At 65.2% G+C, this 15,513-nt stretch carries 11 protein-coding genes, 1 pseudogene and 1 riboswitch; of the genes and pseudogenes, 8 read left to right on the top strand and 4 right to left on the bottom strand.

What is annotated here, in order from left to right; all coding sequences use genetic code 11:
* Positions 1 to 24: 24 nt before the first annotated feature.
* Together katG and CEW88_RS17080 are read right to left on the bottom strand one after the other, a co-directional pair.
* A complete protein-coding gene (gene katG / locus CEW88_RS17085) occupies positions 25 to 2,199 on the bottom strand; it encodes a catalase/peroxidase HPI (RefSeq protein ID WP_108969160.1) in 2,175 nt (724 codons plus the stop codon).
* 327 nt (positions 2,200 to 2,526) lie between these two features.
* Positions 2,527 to 3,519: an asparaginase gene (locus tag CEW88_RS17080; RefSeq protein WP_108969159.1), complete on the bottom strand. Its 993-nt coding sequence runs from the start codon at positions 3,517 to 3,519 to the stop codon at positions 2,527 to 2,529.
* A gap of 430 nt (positions 3,520 to 3,949) precedes the next feature.
* Positions 3,950 to 4,150, top strand: a riboswitch (cobalamin riboswitch).
* A gap of 96 nt (positions 4,151 to 4,246) precedes the next feature.
* Between CEW88_RS17080 and nrdH the strand changes: the two genes are divergently transcribed.
* The 4 genes from nrdH to nrdF all read left to right on the top strand — a co-directional run bounded on the left by nrdH (position 4,247) and on the right by nrdF (position 8,116).
* Entirely contained in the window at positions 4,247 to 4,468 is a 222-nt protein-coding gene (gene nrdH / locus CEW88_RS17075; RefSeq protein WP_095881531.1) for a glutaredoxin-like protein NrdH, read from the top strand.
* Positions 4,469 to 4,499: 31 nt separating this feature from the next.
* Entirely contained in the window at positions 4,500 to 4,913 is a 414-nt protein-coding gene (gene nrdI / locus CEW88_RS17070; protein ID WP_108969157.1) for a class Ib ribonucleoside-diphosphate reductase assembly flavoprotein NrdI, read from the top strand.
* Complete coding sequence (gene nrdE, locus CEW88_RS17065; RefSeq protein ID WP_108969155.1) at positions 4,898 to 7,021, top strand: class 1b ribonucleoside-diphosphate reductase subunit alpha; 2,124 nt, start codon at positions 4,898 to 4,900, stop codon at positions 7,019 to 7,021. Before nrdI ends, nrdE begins: the two co-directional genes overlap by 16 nt.
* Positions 7,022 to 7,141: 120 nt before the next feature.
* Positions 7,142 to 8,116, top strand: a complete 975-nt coding sequence (gene nrdF / locus CEW88_RS17060) for a class 1b ribonucleoside-diphosphate reductase subunit beta (protein WP_108969153.1) — start codon at positions 7,142 to 7,144, stop codon at positions 8,114 to 8,116.
* A 145-nt stretch (positions 8,117 to 8,261) separates the two neighbouring features.
* Here nrdF and CEW88_RS17055 read toward each other — a convergent pair whose 3' ends face one another.
* On the bottom strand, positions 8,262 to 10,562 hold the full coding sequence (locus CEW88_RS17055; protein WP_108969152.1) for a FepA family TonB-dependent siderophore receptor: 2,301 nt from the start codon (positions 10,560 to 10,562) through the stop codon (positions 8,262 to 8,264).
* Positions 10,563 to 10,976: 414 nt separating this feature from the next.
* Here CEW88_RS17055 and CEW88_RS17050 point away from each other — a divergent pair, with 414 nt between their 5' ends.
* The 4 genes and pseudogenes from CEW88_RS17050 (at position 10,977) to CEW88_RS17040 (ending at position 14,757) form a co-directional block, all read left to right on the top strand.
* A complete protein-coding gene (locus tag CEW88_RS17050; protein ID WP_108969150.1) occupies positions 10,977 to 11,951 on the top strand; it encodes a TRAP transporter substrate-binding protein in 975 nt (324 codons plus the stop codon).
* A 146-nt stretch (positions 11,952 to 12,097) separates the two neighbouring features.
* A pseudogene (locus CEW88_RS24945) lies at positions 12,098 to 12,559 on the top strand (TRAP transporter small permease); the annotation flags it as partial.
* A 138-nt stretch (positions 12,560 to 12,697) separates the two neighbouring features.
* Positions 12,698 to 14,023, top strand: coding sequence for a TRAP transporter large permease (locus tag CEW88_RS17045; protein ID WP_254694544.1), 1,326 nt, complete (start codon positions 12,698 to 12,700; stop codon positions 14,021 to 14,023).
* 50 nt (positions 14,024 to 14,073) lie between these two features.
* Positions 14,074 to 14,757: an aspartate/glutamate racemase family protein gene (locus CEW88_RS17040; protein ID WP_108969147.1), complete on the top strand. Its 684-nt coding sequence runs from the start codon at positions 14,074 to 14,076 to the stop codon at positions 14,755 to 14,757.
* On the opposite strand, the gene CEW88_RS17035 is transcribed toward CEW88_RS17040, so the two are convergent.
* Complete coding sequence (locus tag CEW88_RS17035; protein WP_108969145.1) at positions 14,754 to 15,443, bottom strand: TetR/AcrR family transcriptional regulator; 690 nt, start codon at positions 15,441 to 15,443, stop codon at positions 14,754 to 14,756. The genes CEW88_RS17040 and CEW88_RS17035 overlap by 4 nt on opposite strands.
* Positions 15,444 to 15,513: the final 70 nt, after the last annotated feature.

The following is a 15,513-nucleotide window of genomic DNA, read 5'->3' as shown; positions in this document are numbered from 1 at the left end:
CCTTTCCTCAACTTCCGCGCGGCCTCACTTCAGGTCGAAGCGGTCTGCGTTCATCACCTTGGTCCAGGCCTTGGCGAAGTCGGCAACGAACTTGCCAGCGTTGTCGTCCTGGGCATAGACCTCGGCGTAGGCGCGCAGGATCGAGTTCGAGCCGAACACCAGGTCCATCCGCGTCGCGGTCCATTTGACCTCTCTGGTCTTGCGATCGCGGATCTCGTAAAGGCCGCCGCTCACGGGCACCCAAGTGTAGCCCATGTCCACGAGGTTGACGAAGACGTCATTGGTCAGCGCGCCCTCTCGGTCGGTGAAGACGCCGTGCTTGGTGCCGCCGTGGTTGGTGCCCATGGCCCGCATGCCGCCGAAGAGCACCACCATCTCGGGGGCGGTCAGCCCCATGAGCTGTGCGCGGTCGAGCATCAGCTCCTCGGCCGAGACCGCGTAGTCCTGCTTGAGCCAGTTGCGGAAGCCATCGGCCAGCGGCTCGAGCGGATCGAAGCTGCCTGCGTCGGTCATCTCGTCGGTGGCGTCACCGCGGCCCGGTGCAAAGGGCAATTCCAGCTCCACGCCCGCGGACTTGGCTGCCCGCTCGACCCCGAGGTTGCCTGCCAGCACGATCACGTCGGCGATCGAGGCGCCGGTCTCGGCGGCGATCGGCTCGAGCGCCGACAGCACACGGGCCAGGCGGTCGGGCTCGTTGCCCTCCCAGTCCTTCTGCGGGGCAAGACGGATGCGCGCGCCATTGGCGCCGCCGCGCATGTCCGAGCCGCGGAAGGTGCGGGCGCTGTCCCAGGCGGTGGAGATCATCTCGGCATCCGTGAGCCCGGCAGCCGCGATCTTCGCCCTTACCGCGGCCACGTCGTAACCTGTGGCACCTGCGGGGATCGGGTCCTGCCAGATGAGATCCTCGGCTGGCACGTCGGGGCCGATGTAGCGCGCTTTCGGCCCGAGATCGCGGTGGGTCAGCTTGAACCAGGCGCGGGCGAAGGTGTCCGCGAAATACTCCGGATCGGCCATGAACTTCTGGCAGATCGCGTTGTAGATCGGGTCGACCTTCATCGCCATGTCGGCATCGGTCATGATCGGCATGCATTTGATCGAGGGATCCTCGACGTCGGCGGGCATGTCCTCTGGCCTGATGTCCACCGGCATCCACTGCCAGGCCCCGGCGGGGGATTTCTTCAGCTCCCACTCGTGGCCGAAGAGCATGTCGAACCAGCCCATGTCCCACTGGGTGGGATTGGAGGTCCAGGCGCCTTCGATGCCCGACACCATCGTGTCGCGGCCGATGCCACGGCCCTTGGTGTTCATCCAGCCGATGCCCTGGTACTCGGGGCCGGCATCCTCGGGGTCGGGACTGAGGTTCTCCGCAAGGCCGTTGCCGTGGCACTTGCCGATGGTATGGCCGCCGGCGGTGAGCGCCGCGGTTTCCTCGTCGTCCATCGCCATGCGCTTGAACGTCTCACGGACCTGCTCGGCGGTCTTCTGCGGGTCGGGCTGGCCGTTCACGCCTTCGGGGTTCACGTAGATCAGGCCCATTTGCACCGCGGCGAGCGGGTTCTCCATGGTCGCCGGATCTGCCACGTCGCCGTAGCGGCCATCTGACGGCGCGAGCCATTCCTTCTCGGCCCCCCAGTAGACGTCCTTTTCCGGGTGCCAGATGTCCTCGCGGCCAAAGGCGAAGCCGAAGGTCTTCAGGCCCGCGACCTCATAGGCGATGGTCCCCGAGAGGATCATCAGGTCGGCCCAGGAAATCTTGTTGCCGTACTTCTTCTTGATCGGCCACAGCAGGCGGCGGCCCTTGTCGGTGTTGACGTTGTCGGGCCAGCTGTTAAGCGGCGCGAAGCGCTGGTTGCCGGTGCCAGCCCCGCCACGGCCGTCGGCGAGGCGGTAAGACCCAGCGGCGTGCCAGGCGACGCGGGCGAACATGCCGACGTAGGAGCCCCAGTCGGCGGGCCACCACTCCTGGCTGTCCTTCATCAGGGCGCGCAGGTCGTCCTTCAGCGCTTCCACGTCGAGCGATTTCAGCTCTTCACGGTAGTCGAAGTCCGGCCCCATCGGGTTGGTCTTGAAATCGTGCTGGCTCAGAATGTCGAGGTTCAGGCTCTTGGGCCACCAGCTGGTGACCGAGGTTCCGCTCTCGGTCAGACCGCCGTGCATCACCGGGCATTTCCCCCCGGTATCGACGTCGTTTCCGTCCATGTCAGTTCTCCCATAGGATGAGCATCCTTGCGCGGGACAAGGCAGGGCAGCGGGCGAAAACGCGGGCCGTTGGTCCGGCCGGTGCCGCCGCCCAAGTCCCTCCTGCATCGGCAGTCTAACCAGAGGGCGCGGCTGGGTCAGGTGATTCGTAGCCGCTGACTTTGCGCCTGCGGCGGTCCGTCGCGCTCCGAAAGAGGATTTTGAAATCTCACAAATTCATCCCGGTCTCCCAGGGCCGGGGCAGCACTCTCTGCTCCGAAAAACCGCAGCGCCAGTCTCGGCGGGCACGGACGTCGGGGCGGAGCCGCCGCCCCGTGAGGTCGAGGCTCAGACCTTCGCGAGTGCCTCGGCGATGGCCTCCATCCGCCCTGCCCGCTCGGGCAGCAGCGGCAGCAGCGCGGCGAGCAGCAGGCGGGCCTTGGCGGCGCTGAGATCACCGGACAGGATCGCCCCGGCCTCGACCATCGTCACGCCGCCGCTGTCGGCGCCGTAGATGGCCCGGGTCCGCCCCTCGGGACAGCGGGTGGCAAGGATCACCGGGATGCCCGCCGCGACGAGCTTGCGGCAGACCTCGGCAAAGCCCTTGGGGGCATTGCCGCGCCCGAAGGCCTCGATGACCACGCCCGAGACGCCGTTCGAGGCACACCACTCCAAGTAGCGCGGCGTGCTGCCGAGCCCGAGCGCGATAAGCTCGACGTTCGGGTCCAGCGACGGCGCGTCGATCACCTCGCGCGGGCGCGCAGGGCGCGTGTAGAGATGCACCTCGCCCTCGTCGATCTCGCCCAGCTTGCCATGGCCGTTCGAGCGGAAGGTGTCCACGCGCGAGCTGTGCACCTTGCTGACGTAGCGCGCGCCGTGGATTTCGCCCTCGAAGACGATGACCGCACCCACGCCGGCCAGATCCGGCGCCGCCGCGCAGAGCAGCGCGTCGTGCATGTTGCGCGGCCCGTCGGTGTCGGCCTGGCCCGCGTGGCGCTGTGCGCCGGTGAAGACCACTGGCTTGTCGGACCTGACCAGCAGCCGCGCGAGAAAGGCGCTCTCCTCCATGGTATCGGTACCATGGGTGACGACGACGCCATCCACCCCGGGCTCGGCCAGTCGGGCGTCGATGTGGCGACAGAGCTTGTGAATCGTCTCGAGCGTCAGCGCGTTGCTGCCCGCGGCCTCGATGTTGTCGACCTCGACGGTGATCCCGGGCAGTGGTGCGTGCAGGCTTTCGAGCAGCCTGTCGCCGCTCAGCCCGGCGGTGACCGCGCCGCCCTCGGTCTTGGCATAGGAGGCAATTGTGCCACCGGTGGCGACGAGAACGATATGGGACATGCGGACCTCCTGCAGGGCTGAACTGACGGTGCGTGATGTCTGCATATGCGCGCGGGCGGGCGAAAGCCAGATCGCTTGGCGGCGCGCGCCTATCAGGAAGCTTGCGGAGGAAGGGAGGATGCGGCGGCCCCAAGGGAGGAGGAGAAGGGCCGCCGCCGATTTCCGGGGCTGAGGGAGGAGGAGAAACACCCCGAAAAAATCCTTGAACGCGTTGCCGCGTCGACAGGGGCACATTTAGGGGCCCTCCCTGGCCCGGGCAACGCACATTCCTGCAGGGCCGAGTTGTCGAGAATGCATGGCCCGCGCAACCCCTTGCAAAGGCCGCTCCAAGGGTGTCCACCGTGGCCGACTTGCTGCACACAGAGGCTGAAAAATTTTTTGAAGTCGGGCTCGCACAACAGGATATTGACGCATGACCTGCATCCTGTTCTAGATATAGTTGCTTTTCGGTTCATCGAGTCGGGCGACGGCCCGGCGCGGCGCTAAGAGGGAAACCGGTGTAACACCGGTGCTGCCCCCGCAACTGTAAGCGGCGAGTGAAGGCCCAATGAGCCACTGGGACATCCCGGGAAGGCGCGGCCGGACCCACGACCCGCCAAGCCAGGAGACCTGCCGAAGGCCTGACAGAATGACCACGAACGGAGGGTTCGGGGCGTGCGAGGACCGCGTCAGGCACAAGGCCTGCGCGGTGACGCGTCCCCGCCTTCGCAGCTGAGGACGCAAGAGCATGATCACCGTCTATTCGAAACCCGCCTGCGTGCAGTGCACTGCCACCACCCGCGCGCTCGATGCCAAGGGGCTGGACTACAACGTGATCGACCTCACCGAGGACGACGCGGCCATGTCGCTGGTCACCGAGCTCGGCTACCGCCAGGCCCCCGTCGTGACCTTTGGCGAAGACCACTGGTCGGGCTTCCGTCCGGACCTGATCGCCCGCCTCGCGAGCTGATCGCGGCGGGATCGGCAACAAGGGATCGACCATGTCGGGGCTCGTCTTCTTCTCCTCTGCCAGCGGCAACACCGCGCGCTTCGTCGCCAGCCTCGGCCGGGCGGCGCTGCGCATCCCGGTGTCGCCCAAGGAACTGACGCCCGATCCGCGCGATCCCTTTGTGCTGATCTGCCCGACCTATGCCGACGGCGAAGGCCGCGGCGCGGTGCCGAAGCAGGTGATCCGCTTTCTCAACGACCCGTCCCGCCGCGCGCTGCTGCGCGGCGTGATCGCCAGCGGCAATCGCAACTTCGGCGAGACCTTCGCGCTCGCGGGCCGCGTCATCGCGCAAAAATGCAATGTCCCCCTGCTCTACTCGTTTGAGCTGGCGGGAACGACCAAGGATTTCGCCCGCGTCAACGACGGGCTCGACGCTTTCTGGGGGACCCCATGCTTGACCGCCTGAACGAGACGCTGGACTACCACGCGCTCAACGCCATGCTGAACCTCTACGATGCGGACGGCAACATCCGCTTCGAGGCCGACCGGATGGCGGCGCGGCAGTATTTCCTTCAGCACGTGAACCAGAACACCGTGTTCTTCCACTCGCTGACGGAAAAGCTCGGCTACCTCGTCGAGGAAGGCTATTACGAGGCGGAGGTGCTCGAGCAATACCCGCCCGCCTTCCTGCAGAAGATCTGGGACGCGGCCTTTGCCAAGAAGTTCCGCTTCCCGACCTTTCTCGGCGCGTTCAAGTATTACACCTCCTACACGCTGAAGACGCGTGACGGGAAACGCTTCCTCGAGCGCTACGAGGACCGCGTCGTCATGGTGGCGCTGGCGTTGGCACGCGGCGACGAGGCGCTGGCGATGTCGTTCATGGAAGAGATGCTCTCGGGCCGCTTCCAGCCCGCCACGCCGACCTTCCTCAACGCCGGTAAGAAGAGCCGGGGCGAGCTGATCTCCTGCTTCCTGCTGCGCATCGAAGACAACATGGAAAGCATCGGCCGGGCGATCAACTCGTCGCTGCAGCTGTCCAAGCGCGGCGGCGGCGTCGCCCTGATGCTGACCAACATCCGCGAGGCCGGCGCGCCGATCAAGGGCATCGAGAACCAGTCCTCGGGCGTCATCCCTGTGATGAAGCTGCTCGAAGACAGCTTCTCCTATGCCAACCAGCTGGGTGCGCGTCAGGGCGCGGGCGCGGTCTATCTGAACGCGCACCACCCCGACATCCTCAAGTTCCTCGACACCAAGCGCGAGAACGCCGATGAGAAGATCCGCATCAAGACGCTCAGCCTTGGCGTGGTGATCCCCGACGTGACCTTCGAGCTCGCCAAGCGCAACGAGCCGATGTATCTCTTCTCGCCGCATGACGTGCAGAAGGTCTACGGCGTGCCCTTCTCCGAAATCTCGGTCACCGAGAAATACGAGGAGATGGTCGAGGACAAGCGCATCCGCAAGACCAAGATCAACGCCCGCGCCTTCTTCCAGACGCTGGCCGAGATCCAGTTCGAGAGCGGCTATCCCTACATCATGTTCGAGGACACGGTGAACGAAGCCAACCCGGTCGACGGGCGCATCACCATGTCGAACCTCTGCTCGGAGATCCTGCAGGTGGCCGAGGCGTCGGAGTTCAACGACGACCTGAGCTACTCGAAGCTGGGCACCGACATTTCGTGCAACCTCGGCTCGATGAACATCGCCAAGACCATGGACGGCCCGGACTTCGGCGCCTCGATCGAGACCGCGATCCGCGCGCTCACCGCCGTGTCGGAAATGTCGGCGATCGACAGCGTGCCTTCGATCCGCCGCGGCAACGACGAGAGCCGCGCGATCGGTCTCGGCCAGATGAACCTGCATGGCTACCTTGCCCGCGAGCACGTGCATTACGGCTCCGACGAGGGCGTCGAGTTCACCTCGGTCTATTTCGCCGCCGTGGCCTATCACGCCCTACGCGCCTCCTGCGCCATGGCGCGTGAAAAAGGCATGACCTTCAAGGGCTTCGAGAAGTCGAAATATGCCGACGGCAGCTTCTTCGAGAAATACGTCACGCGCGACTGGCTGCCCGAGAGCGAAACCGTCAGCAAGCTCTTCGACGGCATCATCCTGCCCACGCGTTCGGATTGGGACGCGCTGAAGGCCGACGTGATGGAGCACGGGCTCTACAACCGGAACCTGCAGGCGGTGCCGCCGACCGGCTCGATCAGCTACATCAACAACTCGACCTCCTCGATCCACCCGATCGTGTCGAAGATCGAGATCCGCAAGGAAGGCAAGATCGGCCGCGTCTACTACCCGGCTGCCTTCATGAACAACGAGAACCTCGAGTACTACCGCGACGCCTACGAGATCGGCCCGGAAAAGCTCATCGACACCTATGCGGCGGCCACCGAGCACGTCGACCAGGGCCTGTCACTGACGCTGTTCTTCCCCGCCGAGGCCACCACGCGGGACATCAACCGTGCGCAGATCTACGCCTGGAAGAAGGGCATCAAGACGATCTACTACGTGCGCCTGCGCCAGACCGCGCTCGAGGGCACCGAAGTGCAGGGCTGCGTCTCCTGTACGCTCTGAGGGGATGACCCGGGGGCGGCGCCCCCGCACCCCCCGGAGTATTTGAAGAAAGATAAACGGGGCGCGGGCGCGCGCTCCGGATGGGATGAGGGCCGCTGCGCCCGAACAAGGGATGATCCGATGAAGGACACCGTCACCTCCCCCGCCGTGCCGCGGGCGATCAACTGGAACCGGCTGCAGGACGAGAAGGACCTCGAGGTCTGGAACCGTCTCACGGTGAACTTCTGGCTGCCCGAAAAGGTGCCGCTGTCGAACGACGTGCAGAGCTGGGCGACGCTGACCGATGCCGAGAAGCAGCTGACCATCCGCGTCTTCACCGGGCTGACGCTGCTCGACACCATCCAGAACTCGGTCGGCGCACCGGCGATGATGCCCGATGCGCAGACCCCGCACGAGGAGTCGGTGCTGACCAACATCGCCTTCATGGAAGCAGTGCACGCGCGCAGCTACAGCTCGATCTTCTCGACGCTCTGCTCCACGCGCGAGGTCGACGAGGCCTTCCGCTGGTCCGACGAGAATCCCCACCTGCAGGCCAAGGCCCGCGCCGTGCTGGAAACCTATGCCGCCGGTGCCGATCCGCTGAAGCGCAAGATCGCCTCGGTCTTCCTCGAGAGCTTCCTGTTCTACTCGGGCTTCTACCTGCCGATGTACTGGTCGAGCCGCGCCAAGCTGACCAACACCGCCGACCTCATCCGTCTGATCATTCGCGACGAGGCGGTGCACGGCTATTACATCGGCTACAAGTTCCAGCGCGCGCTGGAGCGCGAGACCGCCGAGCGCAAGGCCGAGCTGAAGGATTACGCCTTCTCGCTGCTGTTCGAACTCTACGAGATCGAGGCGCGTTACACCGAAGAGCTCTACGACGGGATCGGTTTGAGCGAGGAGGTGAAGGCCTTCCTCCACTATAACGCGAACAAGGCGCTGCAGAACCTTGGCTTCGAAGCGCTTTTCCCACCCGAAGCTGCCGAGGTGAACCCTGCCATCATGGCCGCGCTGAGCCCCGACAGCGAGAACCACGACTTCTTCTCGGGCTCGGGATCGAGCTACGTCATCGGCAAGGCTGTCGCCACCGAGGACGAAGACTGGGATTTCTGATCCCAGCCTGACCTATCTCAACCCGCGGGCGGGTCTGCTGCCCGCGGCTTTTCGTGCCGGCCGCCTCTGGCCTACCGCGACAACATAAAGAGCTGCCCGCAAGATGCGGGCAGCTCTTAGTTTTTTTGAGGAACTACTTCGGAGATTAGAAGGTCTTGGTCAGACCGAAGTAATAGGCTCGTCCAGGCTCGTTGTAGGTGTTCGCACCGTCTCCCGAGCGCAGGATCTCGGTATCAAAAAGGTTGGTCACCCCGGCCTTGAGATCGAAGCCGTTGTCGAACTGGTAGGTCATGCCCAGATTGACCAGCGTATAGGGATCGCGGTCCTCGTCGTCGCCCTGGGCGTAGCCGGTCGCTGCGCTGTACTCCGTCGCCTCGATCGGACCATAATGGGTGAGCGAGGGGATAAGGCTGAACTTGTCGTTTACGTTCCAGGTCACCGCGGCGTTGATCGTGTACTCGGGCACCAGCGACAGCGGCACGTCTACCTCGACGGCATCATAGGTTTCGCCATCCGAATTGGTGCCGCCCTTGATCTTCAGCTTCTGGCTCGACTCGATCATGTAGGTTCCGTTCACCGCCAGCGAGACCCGCTCGCCGAGAGGCATCGCGAAGCTGCCCTCAAGACCCTCGACCGTCGACTGGGGAACGTTTTCCCATTGGTAGAGCCGCGCCGCGTTGCCACTGACCTGGGTGGTGCCGGCCTGCTCGGTGCCCGCCTGAATCTTGTCTCGGTAGTCGTTGTGGAAATAGGTCAGCGTCGCGTTGACACCATTGAGGCCGGCATAGGCGATCCCGATTTCGGAGTTGATCGAGGTCTCGGGGTCCAGGTCGTCGTTGCCCAGAACGTAGCAGGGGCCGTCGCCGACGTAGGGATAAGGGCAGCCATTGCCGCGCGTCGTGTAGACGTAGGTGTCTGACAGCTGGTAGAGCGTCGGCGCCTTGAACGCCCGCGCCACGCCGCCCTTGACCGTCCATTCCGAGTTCACCGCGTAGGAGGCATTCAGCCCGCCCGACCAGTTGTAGCCAAAGCTGTCGGCCCAGTCGACACGCACCGAGGGGGTCAGCGTCAGCCGGTCGGTCCACTCGATGTTGTCCTCGAGATAGAGACCGAGGGTCAGTTGCTCGGTGAGCTCGTCGCCGCTAGAGGAATTGATGCCACCGTCATCGCTGGTGATCGACGCGAATGAGCTGTAGTCGCCGAGATCGAGCCGCTCGTAGCGCGCTTCGGCGCCGAGCGTCAGCGCCGAGGGGCGGCCGAGGAAGCTGCGGTCGATGTAGGTCTCGGACTTGGCCGCGATGGCGTCGAGCAGTGCCGTATCCCATTCGTCGGTTGCATTGATCATGCCCTCGGACCCGCCGGCCGGCCCCTCGGTCAGACGGGTGTTGTCGGTGTGCTCGTATTGCAGGTAGCTGCGCGTTTCGCCCCAGCCGTAGCTGCCGTTATGGGTGATGGCGGCGGTGTAGCGCTCCATGACGTTGGTTTCGTCGCCGTCCTCGGCGAGGTCATCGACAACCGTGCCGCCGCTGTCGGTCAAGCCGCCACCGAGCAGCTTGTCACCGGCGTAGATGTTGCCCTGCCGCGACCAGCCGAGATCGAAGTCGAAGCTGTTGCGGTCGCTCGGCGTCCAGCGCAGCAGCAACGAGGCATCCTTGTTGACCACGCCCTCGCTGCCCGCGTCGTAGCCGCATTCGGTCTCTGCGCCGCTCCGGTCGGTGCAGGTCTCGCCCTCGACGGTTTCGGCATTGAGCTCGGGATCATCGGCATCGGTCTTGTTGTAGCTGCCCGAGAAGCGCAGCGAGAAGTCGTTGTTCAGATTCTTGGCCCAAAGCAGGTTGTAGCGCTGGGTCGCGCCCTCGAGGCTGCTTTCGGGCGCGTCGAAGAAGGTGCCGAGCTGCAGCAAGTCTTCTTCCGGGGCCTTGGTGATGATGTTCACCACCCCGCCCGCGGCACCCGAGCCATAGCGGGCCGCCGCCGGCCCGCGAATGACCTCGATGCGATCGACCATCTCGGCGGGCACCCAGTTGGTGTCACCGCGGGTGTCGCGCTCGCCCGAGCGGCCCATCTTCACCGAGGTGCGCGACAGCACCGGCTTGCCGTCGATCAGGATCAGCACGTTCTCCGGACCCATGCCGCGGATGTCGACCTGGCGCTGGTTGCCGCGCTGACCCGAGGGCGAGGTGCCGCTGAGGTTGACGCCCGGCATCTTGCGGATGATCTCGGCCACGTCGTTGACCACGGGCTGCTTCTCGATGTCCGCGGCGGTGATCGTCGAGGTGCCGAGCGCCTGCTTGATCTGCTCCTCGGCGGTCAAAACGATGGTGCCGAGCTCGTAGCCGCTGTCGTCGCCAAGTGTAAGGTCCTGCGCCAGTGCCGGGGTCAGCGGGGCGGCGGACAGGAGAAAGACGGCTGTGCCAGAGGCAAGCCGTGTGCGTGCGGATGCCATGAGCGATCCTCTCTGCGCTGAAGTTTTACAATTTTCTGAGGGGGCGCTGGCGGAAGCTGGCGAGCGGAGGAAAACCATCATCGCCCCCTCGCGACAATATTTCAGACAAAATTACTCAGTTACTTGTCGCATTTCTGCAACAAGGCGGGCTGCGCCGCGAGAGGCACCCTGCTCATTTCTGCTCCGGCTGTTTCTCTGGGTGGTCGGCGCGCGGCCCACCCGTCGCCCGGCTGGGTCATGGCGCCTCCGCGGCGCGACCGGCAATTGCCCACCCGCGTGGCACTGACGCGATATCGCCCGTTCCAATGCCGCGAAACTTCTGCAAACGTGATTGCAAAATCTTCCCGTCGAGGCCCACATAGGCCGGATCGGGAGACAGATAACAAAACCCGAACAACCACAGAGAGGTACACTATGAAACTCACCGCAGCCGCAGCCGCAGTCCTGACGCTGACCACCGCGCTCGCCGGCGCCGCCTCGGCCGAGACCTGGGACATGCCGATGGCATACCCCGCCAACAACTATCACACCGAGAACGCGCAGACCTTCGCGGATGCGGTCAAGGAATGCACCGGCGGCGAGCTCGAGATCGTCATCCACGCTGGCGGCTCGCTGTTCAAGGGCGACGAGATCAAGCGCGCCGTGCAGCTCGGTGAAGCGCAGATCGGCGAGCGCCTCCTGTCCGCCCATGCCAATGAGAACGCCGTCTTCGCCTATGACTCGATCCCCTTCCTCGCGACCTCCTTCGAGGCGTCCGAGAAGCTGCGCGCCGCCGCCGAGCCTGTGCTGGCCAAGGTGCTCGAAGAGCAGAACATCGTGCCGCTCTACTCGGTGCCCTGGCCGCCGCAGGGTCTCTATTTCTCCAAGCCTGTCGAGACCCCCGAGGCGATGGAAGGCACCAAGTTCCGCGCCTACAACTCGATCACGGCGCGCGTCGCCGAGCTTGCCGGCATGGTGCCGACGCAGGTCGAGGCCGCGGATCTGAAGCAGGCACTGGCGACCGGCGTCGTCTCGGCGATGATTTCCTCGGGCGCGACCGGCGTGGATGAGAGCGTCTGGGAAGACATGACCAACTTCTATGACGTGAAGGCCTGGCTGCCGCGCAACACCGTCTTCGTCAACAAGGACGCGCTGGACGGGCTGTCTGACGCGGCGCGCACCTGTGTGCTCGACGAGGCGGCGGCCGCCCAGACCCGCGGCGCCGAGAAGGCCTCCGAACTGGCCGGCGGCTTCGTCAAGACGCTGGCCGACAACGGCATGGACGTGAACCCGCCGAGCGAGGCGATCACCGCCAAGCTGCAGGAGATCGGCAAGACCATGACTGCCGAATGGCTGGAGAACGCGGGCGAGGATGGCAAGGCCATCGTTGACGCCTACGAGGCCCAGTAAGCACAGGCCCTTTAAGCACGGGCTCGACAGACGCGGGGCGCCCCGGCAGGACCGGGGCGCCGACCCTGCCTCCAGCGAGGCAGGTGCGTCCGAACTGTGCTGACAGAGCCACGACATCACCTAAAGACACAGGAGGCCGCGACGCGATGACTGCTGGCTCTACCTTGCGCCGCCTGACCGACGGGCTCTACACACTCTCCGGCTTCGGGGCGGCGCTGGCGCTGGTCTCGATCCTTTGCCTTGTCGTCGCCCAGATGGTCACCCGCTGGACCGGGGTGCTGTTCCCCGGCGGCGCGAATTACGCCGGCTATGCCATGGCCACGGCGTCCTTTCTCGCGCTGGCCGACACGTTCCGCCGCAACGAACACATCCGGGTCGGCATGCTCGTCGAGCGCGGCGGCGCCTTGCGCCGGGGCATCGAGATCTGGTGCTACACCGCCGGCGCAGCGGTCGCGCTTTTCTTTGCCTGGTACGCCGTGCAGGCGCCGATCCTGAGCCACAAGATCAACGACATCAGCCAGGGCCAGGATGGCACACCGCTGTGGATCCCGCAGATCGCCATGGCCGTGGGCGCGGTGCTGCTGGCCATCGCGGTGATCGACAGCCTGCTTGGGCTGCTCTTCACCGAAAAGATGGGTGTCGATGCCCCGCGCGGTCCGATGCTGCGCGATGCACTTGGATCGACGAAGGCCCGGTTGGCCATGTTCGCGGCATGCGCGCTGGTGCTCTACACCGCGGTCCATCTGATGACTGGCTTCGACCGTGATGCGGTGGGGCTGAAGATCGGCGTCTTCCTCTTCGTGCTGTTCTTCCTTCTCGGCTCCGGTCTTTGGGTCGGGCTGGCGCTGATGGGCGTGGCTTACATGGGGATGATCGGCTTCACCCCGCGCAACCCCGGCAGCTCGATGAGCATCACCGTCTGGTCCTCGTCCTCGAGCTGGACTCTCACGTCGCTGCCGCTGTTCATCTGGATGGGCGAAATCCTCTATCGCACAAAGCTCTCCGAGGACATGTTCAAGGGACTCGCACCGTGGCTTTCGCGCTTCCCCGGTGGCCTGCTGCATTCCAATGTGGTCGGCTGCACGGTCTTCGCAGCAGTCTCGGGCTCCTCGGCGGCGACGCTGACAACCGTGGGCAAGATGTCGATCCCCGAGCTGCGCAAGCGCGGCTATCCCGAGTTCATGATCATCGGCACGCTCGCCGGGGCGGCCACGCTCGGGCTGATGATCCCGCCTTCGCTGACCCTCATCGTCTATGGTGTGACCGTGCAGCAAAGCATCACCGGGCTCTTCATGGCGGGCGTCATCCCCGGCATCGTGCTCGCAACCATGTTCATGGCCTATATCGCGATGTGGTCCGTGGTCCGCAAAGACCAGACCCCCACGCCCGAGCCGCAAACCACTTTTGCCGAGAAGCTGCGTGCCTCGACCCTGCTGATCCCGGTGATCGTGCTCATCCTCGTGGTCATCGGCTCGATGTATCTCGGCGTCGCCACGGCGACCGAGGCGGCGGCCTTCGGTGTCATCGGCGCGCTGGTGCTGGCGGCGCTGCAGGGCTCGCTGAGCTGGGAGGCCTTCCGCCAGAGCCTGATGGGTGCCACCCGCACCTCGGCGATGATCGCGCTGATCCTGATGGGGGCGAGTTTCCTGACGCTGGCCATGGGCTTCACCGGCGTGCCGCGCGCGCTCGCGGGGGTCATCGCCGCGTGGGAGCTGTCGCCGGTGGCGCTGATCGCGGCGCTCACGGTCTTCTACATCATCATCGGCATGTTCCTTGACGGGATCTCGGCGGTGGTGCTGACCATGGCGATCATCGAGCCGATGATCCGCGCCGCGGGGATCGACCTCATCTGGTTCGGCATCTTCATCGTGGTGGTGGTCGAGATGGCGCAGATCACCCCGCCGGTGGGCTTCAACCTCTTTGTGCTGCAAGGGATGACCCGCCACGACATGAGCTACATCGCCCGCACCGCATTGCCGATGTTCCTGATCATGGTGCTGATGGTGGGCGTGCTGGTGGCCTTCCCCGGCCTCGCCACCTGGCTGCCGGACATGGTACAGGCCAAGCAATGAGCCCCGCCGGGCGCGCCTTTCGCGCTCCCGGCCCTTCGCCAAGGCACCACATGTCCCCCTTCATCGGCATCCTCAGTCTCGACACGCGCTTTCCGCGCATCCTTGGCGACGCGGGCAATCCGGAAAGCTACCACCTGCCCGCCCGCTTCCGCGTCGTGCCCGGCGCGGGCAGCCCCGACATCGTCAAGGACGGCCGCCCCGCGCCCGCTTTGGTCGAGGGGTTCCGCAGGGCCGCCGAGGATCTGGTGTCCGAAGGCGCCTGTCTGATCACCTCGACCTGCGGCTTCCTGATCACCGTGCAGCGCGAGATCGGGGCATCCTTGCCCGTGCCGGTGCTGCTGTCGGGCCTTTGCCTCTTGCCAAGCGTGCGGCTGATGGTCGGCGGACGGCCTGTCGGAGTGCTCACCGCCTCGGCTTCGGCGCTTGGGTCGGAGGCGCTCCGCGCCGCCGGGGCCAGCCCGGAGGACGTGCGGATCGGCGGGCTGCAGGACAGCGCGCTTTTCGCGGAAACGTTTCTTGCCCCCAAGCACAGTCAGCACGCGGCCCTCGATGCCGCACGGATGCAGGCCGAGGTTTGCCACGCCGCCGAAGCGCTCGTCGCCCGCGCGCCCGAGATCGCCGCCATCGTGCTGGAATGCGGCAACCTGCCGCCCTATGCGAAGGCGATCCGGCAGGTCACCGGCCGGCCGGTCTTTTCCATCCTCGATGCCGCGCGGTTGGTACCCGGGCTCTAAGCCAGCGCGGGATCCGCCGGGCACAGCGCGTCGAGCTGGCTCACGTCCTTCAAAACCGAAGCGAGGATGCCGCGGATCGCGGTGCGTCGCAGCAGAGCCTGCCCCGCCTCGCCAAACAGCTCCGGGCCGAAGTTGGTCGAGAAGGTCGCGCGGTTGGCGACGTTGAAGAAGCTGACGGCGCTGATCTGCCAGTGCAGCGTGACCGGCGAGATGTCCGGGCGGAAGAGCCCCGCCTCGCAGCCTGCCCGGCAGATCCGCTCGACCACCCCGATGGCGCGTTCGTTCTTTGCCGCCAGCGCGTGCATCTTCTGCATATGCCGCGCCTCGTGGATGTTCTCGATCATCACCAGGCGGATGAACTCCGGGTTGCGGCGATGGTGGTCGAAGGTGAATTCCAGCAGCGCCCGCAGCGCCACATCGGGCCGCAACCCTTCCAGGTCGAGCTCCAACTCCCCCTCGCGCACCTCGGCATAGCAGTCCTCGAGCACCGCCTCGTAGAGCGACTGCTTGTCCTGGAAATAATAGAAGATCATCCGCTTCGAGGTCTTCGTGCCCGCCGCGATGTCCTCGATTCGGGTGCCCGAAAGCCCGTTCTTGGCGAATTCGGCCCGCGCGACGCGCAGGATATCCGCCTTGACCGCTTCCGGATTCTGTTTCCACTTCCGGGACTTCTCGCGACTTTCCATGGGCTTTCCCTGCTGCCTCACCGGGGACCATCCTACATTTTTAACCTGTGGGTTCAATTATCTTGACAAT

Origin of the sequence: Alloyangia pacifica (assembly GCF_003111685.1) — a bacterium.
GTDB lineage: Bacteria > Pseudomonadota > Alphaproteobacteria > Rhodobacterales > Rhodobacteraceae > Salipiger > Salipiger pacificus_A.
This window is presented reverse-complemented; position numbering and strand designations above follow the sequence as displayed.

What these genes read in the sequence shown, in the direction of transcription:
- CEW88_RS17050 (WP_108969150.1), top strand. Translation starts at nt 10,977, where the DNA reads ATGAAACTCACCGCAGCCGCAGCCGCAGTCCTGACGCTGACCACCGCG.
- CEW88_RS17045 (WP_254694544.1), top strand. Translation starts at nt 12,698, where the DNA reads ATGACTGGCTTCGACCGTGATGCGGTGGGGCTGAAGATCGGCGTCTTC.
- CEW88_RS17040 (WP_108969147.1), top strand. Translation starts at nt 14,074, where the DNA reads ATGTCCCCCTTCATCGGCATCCTCAGTCTCGACACGCGCTTTCCGCGC.
- CEW88_RS17080 (WP_108969159.1), bottom strand. Translation starts at nt 3,519, where the DNA reads ATGTCCCATATCGTTCTCGTCGCCACCGGTGGCACAATTGCCTCCTAT.
- CEW88_RS17055 (WP_108969152.1), bottom strand. Translation starts at nt 10,562, where the DNA reads ATGGCATCCGCACGCACACGGCTTGCCTCTGGCACAGCCGTCTTTCTC.
- katG (WP_108969160.1), bottom strand. Translation starts at nt 2,199, where the DNA reads ATGGACGGAAACGACGTCGATACCGGGGGGAAATGCCCGGTGATGCAC.
- nrdH (WP_095881531.1), top strand. Translation starts at nt 4,247, where the DNA reads ATGATCACCGTCTATTCGAAACCCGCCTGCGTGCAGTGCACTGCCACC.
- nrdI (WP_108969157.1), top strand. Translation starts at nt 4,500, where the DNA reads ATGTCGGGGCTCGTCTTCTTCTCCTCTGCCAGCGGCAACACCGCGCGC.
- nrdE (WP_108969155.1), top strand. Translation starts at nt 4,898, where the DNA reads ATGCTTGACCGCCTGAACGAGACGCTGGACTACCACGCGCTCAACGCC.
- nrdF (WP_108969153.1), top strand. Translation starts at nt 7,142, where the DNA reads ATGAAGGACACCGTCACCTCCCCCGCCGTGCCGCGGGCGATCAACTGG.
- CEW88_RS17035 (WP_108969145.1), bottom strand. Translation starts at nt 15,443, where the DNA reads ATGGAAAGTCGCGAGAAGTCCCGGAAGTGGAAACAGAATCCGGAAGCG.